The following is a 17915-nucleotide window of genomic DNA, read 5'->3' as shown; positions in this document are numbered from 1 at the left end:
GTCGGACCTCTGCGCTACATCTTGCGGGAAGGAGCCTGTCATGATCCACCCCGCCACGCCCGATTTCCTTGCTCGTCTTGAAGCCGTTCTTCCGCCTGACACGTTGCGCGAACGCCGCCCCGGCGAATTGGAAGACCCGCGCGGGCGTTATCACGGGCAGGCGGCAACGATTGCCTGTCCGGGATTGGTCGAAGAGGTCTCTACCATCGTGCGGATGTGCAACGAGGCTTCCGTGGGCATCGTGCCCTTGGGGGGCGGCACGGGACTGGTTCTTGGACAGATTGCCTACGAAGGACCCGCACCGGTGATCCTCTCGCTGGAGCGGATGAACAATATCCGCGCGGTCTATCCGCAGGAGAACATGATCGTCGCCGAGGCGGGGGCGATTTTGTCCGATGTGCAGGCGGCGGCGGAAGAGGCGGGGCGGCTGTTCCCGCTGTCTTTGGGGGCGGAGGGGGCCTGCCGGATCGGCGGCAACCTCTCGACCAATGCGGGCGGATTGAATGTGCTGCGCTATGGCAATGCCCGTGATCTGTGCCTTGGACTAGAGGCGGTGCTGCCGGACGGGCAGATTTTTCACGGCCTCAAACGGCTCCGGAAGGACAACACGGGCTATGACATCCGCAACCTGCTGATCGGGGCGGAGGGAACGCTTGGCGTGATCACCGCCGCCGCGCTGCGGCTGTTCCCCCGGCCCGAACATAATGCCGCCGCCATTCTTGTCGTTCCCTCGCCCGCTGCGGCACTGGAGCTTCTGAACATGGCGCAGGGCATCGCCGGGGAGGGGATTTCGGCCTTTGAGTTGATCTCTGGCATGGGGCTGGATTTCCTCTCGGAAACCATCCCCGATATTCGTCAGCCGTTTGATGAGCGTCCCGAGTGGTGCGTGTTGATCGACTTGGGTGTCTCGGGCGCTTCAAACCCGGATGAGATGCTGGCGACGCTGTTTGAGCGGGCCTTCGAGGCGGGGCTGGTGAGCGATGGGGTGATTGCCCAAAGCGAGGCGCAGCGGCAGGCATTCTGGACCCTGCGGGAAACCATTCCCGAGGGCAACAAGCGGATCGGTTCGATCTCATCGCATGACATTTCCATCCCGTTGTCGCGCATCGCGGCGTTCATCCCGGAGGGGATCGTGCGGCTGTCCACGCTGGGGGATGTGAGGGTGAATGCCTTTGGCCATCTGGGCGACGGTAACCTGCATTACAACGTGTTCCCGGCCAAGGGGCGGGACCGGTCGGAGTATGAGAACATCCGTGCCGAGGTGAAGCGCGTGGTGCACGATCTGGTCGCGGAATACGACGGGTCTTTCAGCGCCGAACATGGGGTCGGGCGGCTCAAGACCGGGGATCTGGAGCGCTATGGCGATCCGGCGAAACTTTCGGCGATGCGGGCAATCAAGGCGGCGCTCGACCCGAAGGGGATCATGAATCCGGGTGCGGTGTTGCGAAGTGATGTGGTCTGAGTATTTAGACCATCAGAAAGCCCGAGTTGGTAAGAGCGACAGAACGGAAAGCGTCGGGGGGGACGCACAGAGCTTCACGACTGAGGTCTTAAAAGCATTCACAAGCCTTCGAACTGGCACAGGGCATGAATGTCATAGCCCAGATCTTCCAGACGTTTACGTCCACCGATATCCGGCAGGTCGATGATGAAGGCACAGCCGACAATCTCGCCGCCCAGACGCTCAACGAGTTTGTTTCCGGCTTCCGCCGTGCCGCCGGTGGCCAAAAGGTCATCCACCACAAGGATTTTCTCGCCGGGCTGGATCGCGTCGTCATGCACCTCGACCACGGCCTCGCCATATTCGAGTTTATATTCCTCAGAGATCACTGCGCCGGGCAGTTTTCCCTTTTTGCGGATCGGAACGAAGCCAATGGAAAGCTGATGCGCGATTGCGCCCCCGATGATGAACCCCCGGGCTTCCAGCCCCACGACCTTGTCGATCCGCTGACCCACGTAAGGGTCGAGCAACTGGTCGATGGCAAGGCGCATGCCGCGCGGGTCGGCGAACAAGGTGGTGACATCGCGAAACAGAATGCCCTCATGCGGGAAATCGACGATGGTGCGGATGTAATCCTTGACGGTTTTCATGGTCTGTCTCTTTCTGTCAGGCGGCGCGGCGGAGCGTTGCGGTCAGAGCGCCCATGCCGATGAGTGCGATACCGCCTGCCCGTGTCATGTTGCGCAGCACGCGCGGACGCTGGATGCGTTGGCGCATACGATTGGCGAGGAGCGCATAGGCCAGCGCATTGAGGGTGGCAAGGCCGACGAAGGTCGCGATCAGCACGGTGAACTGAGGGGCGATGGGTGCGCCCGGCGTGATGAACTGCGGCACGAAGGCGATGAAGAAGCCGATGGATTTCGGGTTGAGTGCCGTGACCGCGGCGGCGTGCGTGAACACCTGTTTCGAGCTGACATGGCCCATCTGTTCGACAGTGCCGAGTGCTGCGTGGGGGGCGGATTTCAGCATTTTGAAGCCGAGGTAGAAGAGATAGACGGCACCGACCCATTTGAGGGCGGTGAAAGCGGTTGCTGAGGTCATCACAAGCGCGCCGAGGCCCAGAAGAGAGGCGGTCATGGCGATGAAATCGCCCAAGGCAACACCGAATGCCGTGGCGACAGCGACGCGTTTACCCTGGGTCAGCGCGTAGGACAGGACCAGGAGAATCGTCGGGCCGGGGATCATCAGCAAGGCGGTGGAGGCGGCGACAAAGGCCAGCCAGAGTTCGAAGGGCATATGTTATCCTTTCAGAACGCGACCCGCGACGGTCGAGAGTTTCTCGACCAATGCCGGATCGCGTTTCTCGGGTGCGGTCATGATCGCATACTCAAGCGCCCGGTCGCAGCCGAAGGGGCAGGGTTCAAAAGTGCTGCCCAATAGCCCGGGCAGGGCGGCGACGAGGGATTTGGCATGGGCCGTATTGGCCTTGAGCGTTGCGAGAATGTCGGTGATCTGCACCGCGCCGTGATCCGGGTGCCAGCTGTCGTAATCGGTGACCATGGCGATGGAAGCGTAGCAAATCTCCGCCTCGCGGGCGAGTTTCGCCTCCGGCATATTGGTCATGCCGATCACGTCGCAACCCCAATCCCGATACATCTTGCTCTCGGCCATGGAGGAGAACTGCGGGCCTTCCATGGCAAGATAGGTGCCGCCCATATGGACCGTGACGCCCGTCGCGCGCGCCGCTTCATAGGCAATTCCCGACAGGCGTTCGCAGACCGGATGGGCGACAGAGACATGCGCGACGCAGCCGGTGCCGAAGAAGCTCTTTTCGCGCGCGAAGGTCCGGTCGATGAACTGATCGACGATGACGAAATCGCCGGGGGCCATCTCTTCGCGGAAAGATCCGACGGCGGAGACAGAGAAAAGATCCGTAACCCCCATCTGTTTCATCGCGTCGATATTGGCGCGGTAATTGACGGTGGAGGGCGAATGGACATGGCCGCGCCCGTGACGCGGCAGAAAGACCATTTTGACGCCATCAAGCGTGCCGGTGAGCAAGGCGTCCGAGGGATCGCCCCAAGGGGTCGTGACCGCCTGCCATCTGGCATCCTCCAGCCCGTCGATCTCATAGACGCCCGAACCGCCCATCACGCCGATTACACGCTGTTTTTCCGTCATGCCCGTCTCCTTCGTCGCCTTGCTGGTCGGCTCAACCTTGCGGTGATGCGGCAAGGGGCGCAAGGGGCAATGCGCAACAGTCCGGAACGGACTGAGAGACACAGGCTTTCGCAAGCGCAGCAAAGCCGTTATAGACCCCACAACCGCACAATTCCTGACATCTGGGGGACACCCGTGATCCAATCCGCGCTCGCAAGTTTTGCGAAGAACCTCTCCATTACCTCCTCGCCCTCCTATCCGCTGACGCCGAGGCAGATCAAAACCGATCTGCTCTCCGGTCTCACCGTCGCGCTGGCGCTGGTGCCCGAGGCGGTGGCTTTCGCTTTTGTCGCCGGGGTGAACCCGCTTGTCGGGCTTTATGCCGCTTTCCTTATGGGGTTGATCACAGCGTTGATCGGCGGTCGTCCAGGAATGATTTCCGGGGCGACCGGGGCGATTGCCGTGGTGCTGGTGAGTCTCGTGGCCGAGCATGGGGTCGAGTATTTGTTCGCGACCGTGGTGCTCATGGGCATCCTGCAAATCCTCGCTGGGATTTTCCGTCTCGGTAAATTCATCCGTCTCGTGCCACATCCTGTGATGCTTGGGTTTGTGAACGGGTTGGCCATCGTGATCTTCCTTGCCCAGCTCACGCAATTCAAGGAACCGGGGACGGATCATTACATGTCCGGTCTGCCGCTTGTGATCATGCTGGGGCTTGTGGGGCTGACCATGGCGGTGGTGTATTTTCTGCCGAAAGTCACCAATATCATCCCGGCACCGCTGGCGGGCATCCTTGTGACCGCCGGTGTCGTCATCTTCTTTGGCATCGACGTGCCGCGCGTGGGCGACATGGCGACGATCAAGGGCGGGTTGCCGCAGTTCCATATCCCTGCCGTGCCGATGTTCGAGAGCATGGACAGCTTTCTTGCCACGCTCAAAATCATCTTCCCCTACGCGTTGATCGCCGCTGCCGTGGGGCTGATCGAGAGCCTTCTGACCCTCAACCTTGTGGGCGAGATCAAGGGTGAGCGGGGTGGCGTGTCGCAGGAATGCGTCGCGCAGGGGACGGCCAATGTGGTCACCGGTTTCTTCGGCGGCATGGGCGGCTGTGCTATGATCGGCCAGTCGATGATCAATGTGAAATCTGGCGGGCGCACGCGTCTTGCCGGTATCGCGGCGGCGCTTTTCCTGCTCTTGTTCATCGTTGTGGCTTCGCCGCTGATCGAACAGATCCCGCTTGCGGCTCTGGTGGGCGTCATGTTCATGGTCGTCATCGGCACGTTTGCGTGGAACTCGTTCAACGTGATGCGCAAGGTGCCGCGTGTGGATGCTTTCGTTATCGTTCTGGTGACCGTTGTCACCGTGTTTGAGGACCTCGCCGTGGCCGTGGTCGTCGGTGTGATCGTCTCCGCGCTGGCTTACGCGTGGCAGAATGCTTCGCGCATTCACGCAAAAACCTACGAGACGCCGGAAGGGGCGAAGGTCTATCAAATCCAAGGCCCGCTGTTCTTTGGCTCCGTAGAAGGTTTCCTTGAGATGTTCGACCCGGCCTCCGACCCGTCGACGGTGATCGTGGACTTTGGCGACAGCCGTGTGGCCGATCAGTCCGCGCTCAATGCCATCGAAAGCCTTGCGGCGAAATACGAGGCGAAGGGCAAGGAGATTCAGCTCCGCCATCTGTCACGCGACTGCCACCGGCTTTTGAAGAATGCGGGCCACCTGATGATCGACAGCGATGATGACCCGGATTACGAGATTGCGACCGACTATTCGGTGCGCACCGGGGTTCTGGGCGCGGGGCATTAAAGGGAAATGTGATATAGAAAAGGGGCCTGCGGGGCCCCTTTTGTTTCCTTTGTGCGATAAATACTCAGCCTGTTTCAATCATTCGGACGGGTCAGTTCGAACACCTCTTTGACTTCGGCATAATCGCGATAGCCAAGACGCGAGAGCATTCGCGCCTTCACCACGTCGAACCGCCCATCCACAACGCAATCCTCGCGGATATGGATGCCCACGACCTCGCCGAACACCGCGTGGTTGTCCTTGCCTTCCAGCCGCAGGATCTGGGTCACCTTGCATTCAAGCGAGGCAGGGGCGTCCTCGACGCGGGAGCATCCGATCACACGGCAGGGGGCGCGGAGCGCGCCGGAATGGGTGAACTCGTCTTCCTCGAAATCCAGCATCTCGGAAGAGGCGTTCATCACCGCGATCTGGTTTGCGCCCACCAGATTGACACAGAATTCGCCGGTCTCACGCAGATTGCGCAGCGTGTCTTTCGAGCCGATGGAAGCAAACATCACCTGAGGAGGCACATAGGCGACCGCGTTGAAAAACGAATAAGGCGCGAGGTTTTCGTGCCCGGAGGCGGAACGCGTCGAAATCCAGCCGATGGGGCGCGGCGACACGATGGCGTTGAACGGATTATGCGGCAGGCCATGGCCGTCTTCGGGGCGGTAGAACATCGTGGGGTGGTCCTCTTCTTCGCGTTGCTCCTGATTTAGAGCCATGCTAGCAGGATTTCGAGCAAAACCGGCGTGCTGTACAGCATGCGGAGTGAAATGAGGCGGACGTGTACAAGCTCGACGTGGAAACGGCTGAGGATTGGTGGGAGGTCGAAGCCCTCTATGACACCTGTTTTGCACCGGGGCGCGAGCTTTTGTCTTCCTATCGTCTGCGCGATGGCGTGCCCAAGGTGCAGGATCTCTGCCTGATTGCACGGGACGAAGAGGGGGTGCTCGCTGCCGCAATCCGATTCTGGCCGATCCGCATCGGAGCGGGGGAGCACCGCGCGCTTTTGCTTGGGCCGATTGCCGTCCACCCGACCCGTCAGGGCGAGGGGCTTGGCGGGATGCTGATGACCGAGGCGATGGCCGAGGCCGTGCGGCTTGGCTGGGACCGGGTGATGCTGGTAGGCGATGCGCCGTATTACAGCCGTTTCGGGTTTGAAAAGCTCGACCATGTGCAGATGCCGCCTCCGACCAACCCTGACCGGGTTCTGGGCATCGCCTTGCGTCCCGGCGCATGGGATGGGGTCGAGGGGCTTGTCCATAAGGACATCTGACACCAGATAACAGGCATGATGAAAGAATTGCCGCCCCTCACAGATGGCACCCATGCGGTGCTGCAAGCGCCCACACCGGAGGCGATCCGTGCGCTTGCGCGCCGTCTCAAGCGCGCCAATCACCCGGGAATGCAGCTTTTGAACATGGTGGGCGGTACGGCCGACGGATTGTTCAACAAGCTGCCGGGGCCGGTGCGTGGGCAGTTGGAAAGCGCCACGATGTCGGCTCTGGAACTGGCCTTCGACGGGGCTTCGCGCGGGCGACGCAATGTCAGGGGGAACACTTGGCTGTCGCGGGCCATGACCTCGGGTCTCGGCGCGCTGGGCGGAGCAGGGGGTTTGCCGACCGCTCTCGCGGAACTCCCTGTGACCACAACCGTGCTGCTCCATGCGATTCAGATCGTGGCCGAAGAACACGGGTTTGATCCCGACCGCGAGGATGTGCGCAAGGCCTGTATCCAGGTCTTTGCTGCCGCCGGACCGCTGGAGAAGGATGATGGTGCCGATCTCGGATTCCTTGCGGCACGCACGACCCTGACCGGGGCGACGCTCAACGGCATCATCGCCCGTGTCGCGCCGCGCTTCTCCGTGGTTCTGGGCCAGAAACTCGCGGCCCAGACGGTGCCAGTGCTGGGGGCCGTGGCAGGTGCGGCGACGAATTACGCCTATACCGCTTATTATCAGGACATGGCCCATGTGAGCTTTGGTATGCTGAGGATGGCCGAGGACAGCGATCTGGCGTTTGATGAACTGAAAGAGATGCTACGGGTCGAGATGAAGCGCTGAGGTGCGTCCTGCGCCCGCCTTGTGTCGCTTTCTCACGCGTTAACCTTAACGCGTAGTTGCGCGTCCTCAGGTGACGAACCCACGCTCCGCCAGATGCTCCGAAAGCGCCGGACGCACGGATTGCGCGCCTTCCGCCGCCGCTTTGTCGATCACTGCGGCCACCTCGTCGAGATCGAGCCGCCGCAGCATTGCCTTCACCGGACCGATCGAAGCCGGACGCATCGACAGGGTGCGCACGCCCATGGCAGCCAGTGCCACCGACTCCAGAGGACGCCCGGCATCTTCACCGCAGAAGGACACCGGCGTGTGGAACGTATCGCAGCGGGTGACGATCTGGCGGATAAAGCTCAGGAAGGAATAGTTCAGCGTGTCATAGCGCTTGCGCACCCGCTCGTTTTCCCGGTCGGCGGCGAAAAAGAATTGTTTGAGATCGTTGCCGCCTATGGAGATAAAATCGGTTTCCTCGAAGAACCGGTCGGGCGCAAAGGCCAGTGACGGGGTTTCCAGCATCGCCCCGACCTCAAGCGAGGCTGGCAGGACATGACCGAGCCGACTTTCGCTTTCGAGCACGGCGTCGAGCATGGCCTTGGCGTCGCGGAATTCGTCGAACTGTGCGACGAAGGGGAACATGATGGTCAGCGGACGGCCCGCCGAGGCACGGATGAGGGCCTGCAACTGCATGCGCATCACGCCGCCCCGGTCGAGGCCCACACGGATCGCACGCCAGCCCATCGCCGGGTTGGGTTCTTCCTGCGGCTTCATGTAGGGAAGCACTTTATCGGAACCGATGTCGAGCGTGCGGAACACCACGCGCTTGCCTTTCGCGGCATCCATCACGCGGGCGTAAAGCGAGGCGAGATCGCCGCGCCGGGGCACCTTGTTGCGGATCAGGAACTGCAATTCGGTGCGAAACAGTCCGACCCCCTCGGCCCCCGAAGTGGCGAGCGACGGCAGGTCGGCCATGAGGCCTGCGTTCATGTGCAGCGCAATATGCTTGCCGCAAAGAGTTTGCGCCGGAAGTCCCACGAGCCCGGCGTAGCGTTTCTGTGCTTCGGCCTGCATCGCGATCTTGTCGCGGAAGGCGGTGGCTACGGTGTCTTCCGGCCGCAGATGTACCACGCCCTGATCGCCATCGACCAGGATCGCATCGCCGTTGAGCGCCTTGGTGGTAATCCCCTCGGCATGAATGACCAGCGGGATCGCCCAGGCGCGGGCCACCACGGCGGCATGCGAGCCGACAGAGCCCTGTTCCAGTACAATCCCCTTGAGGTCCTTGCCATAGTCCAGAAGCTCGCCCGGCCCGATGTTGCGCGCCACCAGAATGGGGTTCTCCGGCATCTCGGCACCGGTTTCCTTGCCCTGACCGGTCAGGATGCGCAGAAGCCGGTTCGACAAGTCGTCGAGATCGTGCAGACGCTCGCGCATGTAAGGATCGGGCACGGTCGCCAAACGCGCGCGCGCGATACTCTGTTCCTTTTCCACGGCGGCTTCGGCGGAGAGGCCGCGCTGGATGTCCTCTTCCATGCGGCGCATCCAGCCACGGGAATTGGCGAACATGCGATAGGCCTCAAGCACCTCGCGCTGATCCTTGTCGGAGGGTTCGACATTGGCCAGCATGCCGTCGACGGAGATCCGCAGCTTGTCCACCGCTTCGCGCAGGCGCTGCGATTCGGCCTCCGGGTCGTCGGCGACGGGGTTGGTGACCACCACACGCGGTTCGTGCAGATAGACATGCCCTTCCGTCACGCCTTCCTGACCCGTCGCACCGCGAAACATGACGGGATGTTTGTGCAGCGCGCCCATGCCGCCCTCATCGCCGACAAAGGCGCCCAACTCGGTCATTTCGGCCAGCACCATGGCGACCACTTCGAGGGCATAGACCTCGTCACCGGTGAAGGCGCGGGCGGTTTTGGATTGCACGACGAGCACGCCGAGGATCTCGCCCAATCGCTGAATCGGAAGGCCGAGGAAGCTTGAGTAAATCTCTTCGCCGGTCTCCGGCATATAGCGAAAGCCTGGCTCGGAAGGGGCATCGGCGGTGTTGACCATGTTGCGGGTGCGGGCGACGCGGCCCACAAGCCCTTCGCCGATCCGCATCCGGGTTTTGTGCACGGCTTCGGCTTTCAGGCCCTCGGTGGCACAAAGTTCGAGCGTGTCCTTGTCGCGGAACAGGTAGATCGAGCAGACTTCTGTCTGCATGCTGTCGGCGATGAGATTGGTGATACGATCGAGGCGTGCCTGCCCGGCACTATCCTCTGCCAGAGTATCCCTGAGCCGGCCCAGAAGTTTCCGGCTTTCGCTCTCCATATTGTTTGGCATGTCCCCGCCGGTCCTCTCGCGCGCCTTGTTTGGGCGTCGTTTTCTTTAGAGCACAGATGTGGGGATTGCCCAGAGAAAATCAACCTCTGCGGGCGTAGTGAGCCGGAATTTGCGTGGAAAAAGTGCAGAAAAATCCGGGAGTTGTCTGTGCAGGTGCAGAAAATCCGCCGCATGGGTGGTTTTCCCGCCGGTTTTGCCGATCCGGTCGGGACGTATGATTGCAGAAGAGAACGCGCTTTTCGTTCTCCTGGTGTTGATGGCATCCGCGTCTTATTGAAAAATTCAAAAAAGCCTCACGTCTCTGGTTCCGGGGCTGTGCTCTCCTCTGGAAACTCCTCCTGCTTCGCGACGGGTTTCGGCGGTGCCGGGCGCCAGTCGCGAAGGTTTTGTCCGACGATATTGTAGAACTCCGGCACGATGCGTTCGAGGTCTTCGATAAAGGTCCGGCGTCCCGCGAACCTTTTGGCGCACTCTTCCAGTAGAATGACCTCGAACATATGCGGGGCCGCATCGCTGGTGTCGGGCTGAAGCGCTTCTGGGCGGGCGCGCAGCAGGGTGAGTTGCTGCGCGGTTGGGGGTGTGCGACCGGGCCAGTGGGCCCGCACCCAAAGGCGTGGATCGTCCTCTCGGATCATGCGCAATAGCCAGTTGACCCTCGCTTTGGTGGATTTCCGATCCCCCGGCGCTTTGAGGCGCATGCCTGCGCTCAGGGTCTTGCGGGCCAGATCGGCGGTCACATCGAGATTGGCGGCGGCGTCGGGGATCCGGAAACTGGCGGTGAGGCATTGGCTTTCGGCCAGATCGGCGATCCCCGCTTTGAGGCGGGCGATAGGATCGTCCTTGAGCTTGCGCTCTATCACAGTGTCGACGCTTTGCCCGACATGGCGCGACAGTTGCAATGTGAGATCGCGGATTTCCTCGAACCAGCTCCCAACGGCCTCTTCCACCTCCGGCAGGCTACGGGTCAGGCTGCCCTGATGCGAGACTTTCTGGATCAGATCTTTCCAGTGTGGTCCCATTTGGGTCACCCGTTCCACACCGGTTCCCGGATGGGACAGAAAGGTGAGGAATTCCCGCAGCAAAAAGGCCTGTTCGGGATCGTCCACCGCTTTTTGCAGGGCAAGGATTTCGCATTCGGTCGCGATCCAGGTCCAGGACCAATGAAAAAGATCGGTTTTGCGCAACAGGGTTTTCGGTACTGCGGCGGGGGAATGATCGGCGCGGGCTACGAATTCGTTGGAGATGGTGATGACGGCATCTATGCCGTTTTGTCGCGCGAGCCTGACATAACGCTGCACCTGTTCGCTGTCGATTTTGGCTTTGCCGATCTTGGCCTCAACGAGGGCGGTCCATTCGGTGCGGCCTGTGGCAATACGGATCAGGCCGTCCGGTCGATCCTGTGGCCCATCCTCCTGTCCGGGAAGAACGATTTCCGTAAAACAGTCGATATGCGCACGTTGTCCGATTCTAAGGCCTGCCGTAGCGAAGATTTCCTGTGCGAGATGTGGGATTTGTGGCAGAAGGGCGAGAAAAATGGAGGTAATCCGCCCCTCCCGGCTGGTGTCCGCAAGACTTGGAAACAACCGCGCTCTGTCGCCCCGAAGTAAGAAATCCGGTCTGTCCGCCATTTGAAACTCCTCCCTGAAATGCGTTCAGGGTAGGGGTCATGCGGGTAGTGCGTCAAATTTAAAAGAAAAACCCCCACGTGCGGCGGGGGTTTTCACTGATCCGAAAAGGCGGCTTATGCCTTGTCGAGTTCGAAAGCGTCGTGCAGCGCCTGCACCGCGAGTTCGGTGTATTTGCGGTCGATCAGTACGGAAATCTTGATCTCGGAGGTGGCGATCACCTTGATGTTGATGCCTTCATCGCGCAGCACCTTGAACATCTTGGCGGCGACACCGGATTGCGAGCGCATGCCGATGCCGACGAGGGAGATTTTCGCGACATCGGTGTCGGAGATCAGCTCGCCAAAGTTCAACTCACCCTTGGCCTTCGCCTCATCGAGGGCGGCGGCGGCGCGTTTCACCTGATCCACCGGGCAGGAGAAGGTCATGTCGGTGCGACCCTCTTCGGAAATGTTCTGGATGATCATGTCGACGTTGACACCAGCCTCGGCCAGCGGGCCGAAAATGGCGGCGGCGATGCCGGGGCGGTCGGCGACGGAGACGAGGGTCATCTTGGCTTCTTCGCGCGACGAGGCGATGCCGGAGACAGGTTTGTTTTCCACGATATCCTCCTCGGCACAGATCAGCGTGCCGGCATTGGGGTTATATTCCTCGAAAGACGACAGCACGCGCAGGCGCACGCCGTAGCGCATGGCAAGCTCGACCGAGCGGGTCTGGAGCACTTTGGCGCCGAGAGATGCCATTTCCAGCATCTCCTCGAAGGCGACTTTCTCCATCTTGCGGGCCTTGCTTTCGACCCGCGGGTCGGTGGTGTAAACCCCGTCCACATCGGTGTAGATGTCGCAACGCTCGGCCCCGAAAGCGGCGGCAAAGGCCACGGCGGTGGTGTCGGAACCGCCACGGCCCAGCGTGGTGATCCGGCCCTCGGGCGAGATGCCCTGGAAACCCGCGACGACGGCGACCTTCATGCCTTCGGCGAATTTCGCCAGGATGTTGTCGGTCGGGATTTCCTCGATCCGGGCGGCAGAATGCGCGGAATTGGTCTTGAGCGGCACTTGCCAACCCTGCCAGCTGCGCGCGGGCACATCCATTTCCTGAAGCGTCAGAGCCATGAGACCCGCCGTGACGTTTTCGCCCGAAGACACGACGGCGTCATATTCACGTGCGTCATACATCGGCGAGGTGTCGTTCACGTAGCCCACGAGCTTGTTGGTCTCGCCCGACATGGCCGAGACCACGACGATCACGTCATAGCCGTTGGCGACCTCGCGGCCCACACGTTTCGCGGCGCGTTTGATCTTGTCGAGCGTGGCGACGGACGTGCCGCCGAATTTCATCACGAGAATTGGCATTTTTGCCCGGTTCCCCCGTCTCAAACTGGTCACGGTTCTCTAAGTGGCTTGCGGGCAATACGCAAGGGTGACGCTGATGTGACGCCGTTATTTTTAGGCCAAATCGGCCTCAATAGGCGTGGACGCGCCCGTCCCAGGTCTCGAAACAGCCGGTGGTCTCGACGGAGAGCGCCCTGAAGCGGTCCGCAAGCCCATGGGCGGCGGTCTCCGGCGTAATCTCGGCACCGCTTCCGCCCATGTCGGTTTTGACCCAGCCGGGATGATAGACGCCGACGGCGATGCCTTGAGGCTTGAGATCGCTCGCAAGGTTGCGCCCGAGATTGAGCACGGCGGCTTTCGAGGCGCGGTAGATATAGGAACCGCCGGGCGCGCGGGTATGCGAGGCCATTTGCGACGATATGATCGCGATCTTGCCCTGTGTCGCGCGAAGGGCCGGAAGAAAGGCCTGAACGGTCAGAAAGACGCCGGTGACATTGACCGCGAATTCCTCGGCCCACATTGCGGCGGGGTAGCCGGTCTCAAGGCTCTGTCCTTTGTCGAGGTAGAGCCCGGCATTGCACACGAGAAGGTCGATGGGCGTCCCCGAGAGCGTTTGCGCCAGTGCGGCGGAGGCTTTCGGGTCGGTGAGATCGAGCGGGTAAAGCCCGTTGCCGCCGGTCGTAGAGGTGCCGATGACGTCATAGCCACGGGTGGTGAGTTCGTGGGTCATGGCGGCGCCGATGCCGCGCGAGGCGCCGGTGATCAAAGCGGTGGGCATGGTATTGTTTCCTGAAATGACGGGGTCTGTGCGGCCCACACTTAGGGCGGCGCGGGCGCGTTGCAACCGCGTCAGTTCATTTTCCGCTTCGGCGTGAAGGGCAAGGGCAGAACTGGCACGCCCTCCTCGATCAGCGCCTTGGCGTCATCGAGTTTCGCCTCGCCGTAGATCGCGCGGGCGGGGGCCTCGCCCTCGTGAATCTTGCGCGCTTCCGTGGCGAATTCGACGCCCACGTAATCGGAATTGGCCTCGACTTCGGCGCGCAGCTTTGCCACCGCCTGTTCGATCTGCTCCGGCGTGGGCGGCGTGGTCATCGCGGCTGCGGCGGGTTGTGTGGGGGTGTTGTCTTGCGATGGCTCATCGGTCCGGTCGCGTGAGGTGCTGACCCGTGGTGCCATGATCGCTTTGTCAACCGAGGTTGAGCCACAAATCGGACAGCTTACCTGTCCGCTGGCCTGTAGCGTTTCGAAGGCGTCCGCCGAACGGAACCAGCTTTCGAACTGGTGGCCTTCGGCACATTTGAGCGTGTAACGGATCATGGCATGTCGCGTGTTTGCAAGAGCCTCACACTACCCGTCCGCGCCCCGGTTGGCAATCTGTCCGGGCTCAGAGGCGGTAGGTCTTGGGATCGAAATGCCGGATGATCTGCGCAAGTTCCGGTTCCGCGACAAGGCTTGCGGCTTTTTTCTGTGACACCCATTTGCGTTTGCGTTCGTGCACTTCCGGATATTTGTCGAAGACCCAGCGCGCCTTGAGCGGGAAGACCGCGACGACGCAGGGTTTCGGCAAATCGCCATCGCGCGGGGTTTTCAGGTAGGAATAGAGACCGATACAGACAGGCGCGGGGCGGCCTTTGACCCCGGCCTCTTCCCAGGCTTCGATTGTCGCCGCCTGTACTGGGGTTTCGCCATGCATCGGCCAGCCTTTCGGGATGATCCAGCGTTTGCTGCGGCGGGATTTGACCAGAAGCACCTGCAACCTGTCCTTGCGCTGACGCCAGATCAGTGCGCCGAATTGCGTACGCACCCCGCCTTTCCCGCCCCGCCCCAGTTTGACCGGGTGTTGTCTTGTTCTGATCAATGACACCTGCTCGTGACCCTCCGGGTCTGATGCGAGATGGCGAGTCTCCTCCCCTTCCGTACTGTCGCCTCAGACTGACACAGGACTATCAAAGTCGGATGACGGCTGAAAAGAAAATTCGCGCGACGAGGGTTGGTAGGGTTCAGGCCAGCGCCTGCAATTTGGGCAGATCGGCCAGCACGTTCCAGAACGCTTCCTGACGCAATTGCGCCGCCCGCAGCGGGGCCAGCGCCTCATGGGCGTCTTTTGCCATGCGCGCGGCCGCATCGGGATCGCTCATCAGCCGGGCAGCCGCTTGGGCGAGGGCGGAGGCATCGCGCACCTCGATCGCAGCACCGATTCTGTCGAGTGCCTGATAAGCGGCAATATGGTTGGAGACATGCGGACCATGGAGGAGGGCGCAATCGAACTGGGCCGGTTCGAATGGCGTGTGTCCGCCGCGCGGGGTGAGGGACCCGCCGATGAAACACAGCCCTGCGAGTTGATACCAGAGTGCCATTTCTCCCAGCGTGTCGGCCAGATAAACCGGGGCGCTGTCGGGAAGATCGCCCCGGGACCGGCGGGTATAGCTGAGCCCCGCACGGGCCAGTTCAAGCGCAACCGCATCGCCACGTCCGGGGTGGCGGGGGGCGAGGACCAGACGGGCGTCGGGATGTGTCTGGCGCAGGAGGTCGAACGCCTCGAACACCACACGCTCCTCCCCCTCATGTGTGGAAGCGGCCAAAAGCGTTGTGTCGCGTGTGAAATGTTGTCGCAGGGGGGCAAGGGCCTCTTCGGATGCGCTTTGCACTTCGACGGTGGTCTTGAGGTTCATGCGCGGCAGCAGGCGATCGGAGGGTAGGCCGAGTTGCAGTAATCGCTGTTCCGAAGCGGTGTCCTGAGCCGCCAGTCGCGTGACCGCGCCGATGGTCGCGCGCATGGTCGGGCCGAAAAGCCATTGCATCTGCGACCAGCGCCGCGCCGTGCGCTCCGACATGCGCGCGCCGGCGACGATCACCGGAATGCCGCGTTTTTTTAGCAATGTGAATCTGTTGGGCCAGATTTCGTTTTCCAGTGACACGAGGGCTGCGGGCTGAACCGCATTGATGAAATGCCGCAGGACTGGCCGAAAATCCATGGGAGCAAGCCGTACCTGCACCCGTGGCAGGTGCCATTTGCGGACCATGCGCCGGGCACTCACTGTGTTGACGGTCACGAGGATTTCCAGCCCCGGAGCGCGGTTCAGGGCTTCCTCGATCAGGCTGCGCGCAGCGGTCAGTTCACCGTTGGAGGCGCCATGTATCCACAGCAGCGGGGCGTGAGAGCGCGGACGTCGGGCAAGCCGCGCTCCGAACCGTTCCGTCAGATCGCGAAATTTCTCGCGCCCCCGCAGCCATTGCCGCAGCAGTGCGAGAGCAAAAAGCGGGCTCAGGAGCAACAAAAAGACACGGTACAGCAGCAAGACATCGCCTCGGGTGACACAACAGGTGGTTCCCGCTTACGACGGAGCCCGCTTTCTTGGCAAGTGCTCTCTCGGGTGGGGGAGGTTGGCATCAAATCCTCTTCTGGAGTTGGAATTGATCTAAGTCATGGTTTCATTTTGGAAGGATTCTAATTTCAATTCCAGACGCGCGACATTCTTACTGAATGCATCTCATGATGCGAGGGAGAGATTAATGAAACTTGCACCGCGTATTGTCCTGTTGACCAGTGCCGCTGTTTTGGGCGCATCGGCCGCTTCGGCGAATGAGCTGAGGGACTATGCACTCGAATTCTTCAAGCCGCTGCCCTCGACGGTTCCCGCCGTGGCTGACAACCCGATTACCAAGGATAAGATTGATCTCGGTAAGGCGTTGTTCTTCGATCCGCGCCTGTCGGCATCTGGCGTCTTCTCCTGCTATTCCTGCCACAACCTGACGACAGGTGGCGATGACAACATGGAAACCTCGGTCGGTCATGGCTGGCAAAAAGGGCCGCGCAACTCGCCGACCGTGCTGAATGCCGTGTTCAATGTGGCCCAGTTCTGGGATGGCCGCGCCGACGATTTGAAGGCGCAGGCCAAAGGGCCGATTCAGGCCGGTGTCGAAATGGCCAACACGCCGGAAAACGTGGTCGCGACTCTGTCGTCGATGGGCCAGTATGTCGAGTGGTTCGAAACCTCCTTCCCGGATGAGGCGGAGCCCGTCACCTTCGACAACATGGCCAAGGCGATCGAGGCGTTCGAGGCGACTCTTCTGACCCCTGCACCGTTTGATTCCTGGCTCAATGGCGATGACAACGCGCTCAGTGAAGAAGAACTTGCCGGTCTTGAACTGTTCATGGACAAAGGCTGCATCGCTTGCCACGCTGGCGTCAATATCGGTGGCGAGGATTACTATCCCTTCGGGCTGATCGAAAAACCGGGTTCCGACATTCTGCCGGAAGGTGACCGTGGCCGGTTTGCCGTGACCGACACTGTGGACGACGAATATGTCTTCCGCGCCGGGCCGCTGCGCAACATCGCGATGACCGCGCCCTATTTCCACTCCGGCAAGGTCTGGGATCTGAAAGTTGCCGTGCAGATCATGGCCGAAAGCCAGCTTGGCGAAGAACTCAGCGATGAGGAAGCCGGTAAGATCGTGGCCTTCCTCGGCTCGTTGACCGGCGAAGTGCCGACAATCACCACGCCTGTTCTGCCGGCCGAGACCGCGATGACCCCGCGTCCGACGGCTGAAGTCATCGTGGAATGACGGATCCTGCGGCTCCGGGACAGATTTCCGGGGCCGCATACCAAAGAGGCTCCCGCGCGGGGTTGGGAAACGGATGCGTCCCTGTCCTTCTCCGGCCCGCTGACGGGGGCCTCATGTCTTTTGTGGCCATTCCTGTGGCTTGTCCTGTGGTTCGGCGGGGGTGTTCTGTTCTAGCCGTTCGAGAAACATCTGCATCATGCGCATGCCGATCCGGTCGATTAGTGCGGCGAGGTCATGTTTCCCCTGATGCTGATACTCGGTGCACAACTCCAGAAGGCGTTCGATCATTTCACTTTCCCGAGGGGGTAGGCCGGGCTGCATCTGCGGGCTTTCGAAGCGCGGCGGGTACGCGCGATTGTCGGCGCTGCCATTGTGTCCGGTCAGAAACGACAGGCGCAAGTGTCCCGGGGCAGAGGCAATGACCATGCGATATGAGGTGGCATGGGACGGGAGGCTCATGGGGCGCTCCTTTGCATGAATGCGATGTTTCTTCCGGTTCTCGTTCCCTGCTGGGAAGGCGCGCGCGCATGCGCTGATGTCTCCGCACAGCTCTCAGCCTGCGAACGGGCGCAACGAATGGTCCGGGACTGGAGCGGGGATCGGTTTTGCACGGTTTTATCCTT

General features: G+C 61.3%; 17 protein-coding genes. 5 read left to right on the top strand and 12 right to left on the bottom strand.

The genetic code is table 11. The features are described from left to right. Positions 1-40: 40 nt before the first annotated feature. Entirely contained in the window at positions 41-1462 is a 1422-nt protein-coding gene (locus C8N42_RS01420; protein ID WP_107814749.1) for an FAD-binding oxidoreductase, read from the top strand. Positions 1463-1560: 98 nt separating this feature from the next. Here the strand turns inward: C8N42_RS01420 and C8N42_RS01415 are convergent, their stop codons facing one another. The 3 genes from C8N42_RS01415 to C8N42_RS01405 are packed head-to-tail and all read right to left on the bottom strand — an operon-like array spanning position 1561 to position 3622. Next, a complete protein-coding gene (locus C8N42_RS01415) occupies positions 1561-2091 on the bottom strand; it encodes an adenine phosphoribosyltransferase (RefSeq protein ID WP_107814748.1) in 531 nt (176 codons plus the stop codon). A 16-nt stretch (positions 2092-2107) separates the two neighbouring features. Then, positions 2108-2737 (bottom strand): LysE family translocator, encoded by a 630-nt coding sequence (locus C8N42_RS01410; RefSeq protein ID WP_107814747.1) that lies wholly within the window; start codon positions 2735-2737, stop codon positions 2108-2110. Between the two features lie 3 nt (positions 2738-2740). Continuing rightward, positions 2741-3622: an S-methyl-5'-thioadenosine phosphorylase gene (locus C8N42_RS01405; protein WP_107814746.1), complete on the bottom strand. Its 882-nt coding sequence runs from the start codon at positions 3620-3622 to the stop codon at positions 2741-2743. A gap of 174 nt (positions 3623-3796) precedes the next feature. Between C8N42_RS01405 and C8N42_RS01400 the strand changes: the two genes are divergently transcribed. Beyond that, a complete protein-coding gene (locus tag C8N42_RS01400; RefSeq protein ID WP_107814745.1) occupies positions 3797-5407 on the top strand; it encodes a SulP family inorganic anion transporter in 1611 nt (536 codons plus the stop codon). Positions 5408-5481: 74 nt separating this feature from the next. Here the strand turns inward: C8N42_RS01400 and C8N42_RS01395 are convergent, their stop codons facing one another. Further along, positions 5482-6066, bottom strand: coding sequence for a flavin reductase family protein (locus C8N42_RS01395; RefSeq protein WP_107814744.1), 585 nt, complete (start codon positions 6064-6066; stop codon positions 5482-5484). A 107-nt stretch (positions 6067-6173) separates the two neighbouring features. Here C8N42_RS01395 and C8N42_RS01390 point away from each other — a divergent pair, with 107 nt between their 5' ends. Further along, complete coding sequence (locus tag C8N42_RS01390) at positions 6174-6665, top strand: GNAT family N-acetyltransferase (protein WP_107814743.1); 492 nt, start codon at positions 6174-6176, stop codon at positions 6663-6665. A gap of 15 nt (positions 6666-6680) precedes the next feature. Then, complete coding sequence (locus C8N42_RS01385; RefSeq protein WP_107814742.1) at positions 6681-7451, top strand: EcsC family protein; 771 nt, start codon at positions 6681-6683, stop codon at positions 7449-7451. Positions 7452-7517: 66 nt separating this feature from the next. On the opposite strand, the gene ptsP is transcribed toward C8N42_RS01385, so the two are convergent. The 7 genes from ptsP to C8N42_RS01350 all read right to left on the bottom strand — a co-directional run bounded on the left by ptsP (position 7518) and on the right by C8N42_RS01350 (position 16025). Beyond that, entirely contained in the window at positions 7518-9770 is a 2253-nt protein-coding gene (gene ptsP / locus C8N42_RS01380; RefSeq protein WP_107814741.1) for a phosphoenolpyruvate--protein phosphotransferase, read from the bottom strand. A gap of 293 nt (positions 9771-10063) precedes the next feature. Next, entirely contained in the window at positions 10064-11398 is a 1335-nt protein-coding gene (locus C8N42_RS01375; protein WP_107814740.1) for a hypothetical protein, read from the bottom strand. Positions 11399-11511: 113 nt separating this feature from the next. Next, a complete protein-coding gene (locus C8N42_RS01370; RefSeq protein ID WP_107814739.1) occupies positions 11512-12747 on the bottom strand; it encodes an aspartate kinase in 1236 nt (411 codons plus the stop codon). A 109-nt stretch (positions 12748-12856) separates the two neighbouring features. Then, positions 12857-13504, bottom strand: coding sequence for an SDR family NAD(P)-dependent oxidoreductase (locus tag C8N42_RS01365; RefSeq protein WP_107814738.1), 648 nt, complete (start codon positions 13502-13504; stop codon positions 12857-12859). A gap of 71 nt (positions 13505-13575) precedes the next feature. After that, a complete protein-coding gene (locus C8N42_RS01360) occupies positions 13576-14043 on the bottom strand; it encodes a DUF1178 family protein (RefSeq protein ID WP_107814737.1) in 468 nt (155 codons plus the stop codon). Between the two features lie 67 nt (positions 14044-14110). Continuing rightward, entirely contained in the window at positions 14111-14590 is a 480-nt protein-coding gene (locus C8N42_RS01355) for an NUDIX hydrolase (protein ID WP_107814736.1), read from the bottom strand. A 136-nt stretch (positions 14591-14726) separates the two neighbouring features. Further along, positions 14727-16025: a 3-deoxy-D-manno-octulosonic acid transferase gene (locus C8N42_RS01350; RefSeq protein WP_107814735.1), complete on the bottom strand. Its 1299-nt coding sequence runs from the start codon at positions 16023-16025 to the stop codon at positions 14727-14729. Positions 16026-16239: 214 nt separating this feature from the next. On the opposite strand from C8N42_RS01350, the gene C8N42_RS01345 reads away from it, so the two are divergent. After that, positions 16240-17292, top strand: coding sequence for a cytochrome-c peroxidase (locus tag C8N42_RS01345; RefSeq protein WP_107814734.1), 1053 nt, complete (start codon positions 16240-16242; stop codon positions 17290-17292). Positions 17293-17403: 111 nt separating this feature from the next. On the opposite strand, the gene C8N42_RS01340 is transcribed toward C8N42_RS01345, so the two are convergent. Further along, a complete protein-coding gene (locus C8N42_RS01340; RefSeq protein ID WP_107814733.1) occupies positions 17404-17751 on the bottom strand; it encodes a hypothetical protein in 348 nt (115 codons plus the stop codon). Between the last annotated feature and the right edge of the window lie 164 nt (positions 17752-17915).

This window comes from Celeribacter persicus (assembly GCF_003050785.1).
Lineage (GTDB): Bacteria > Pseudomonadota > Alphaproteobacteria > Rhodobacterales > Rhodobacteraceae > Celeribacter > Celeribacter persicus.
This window is presented reverse-complemented; position numbering and strand designations above follow the sequence as displayed.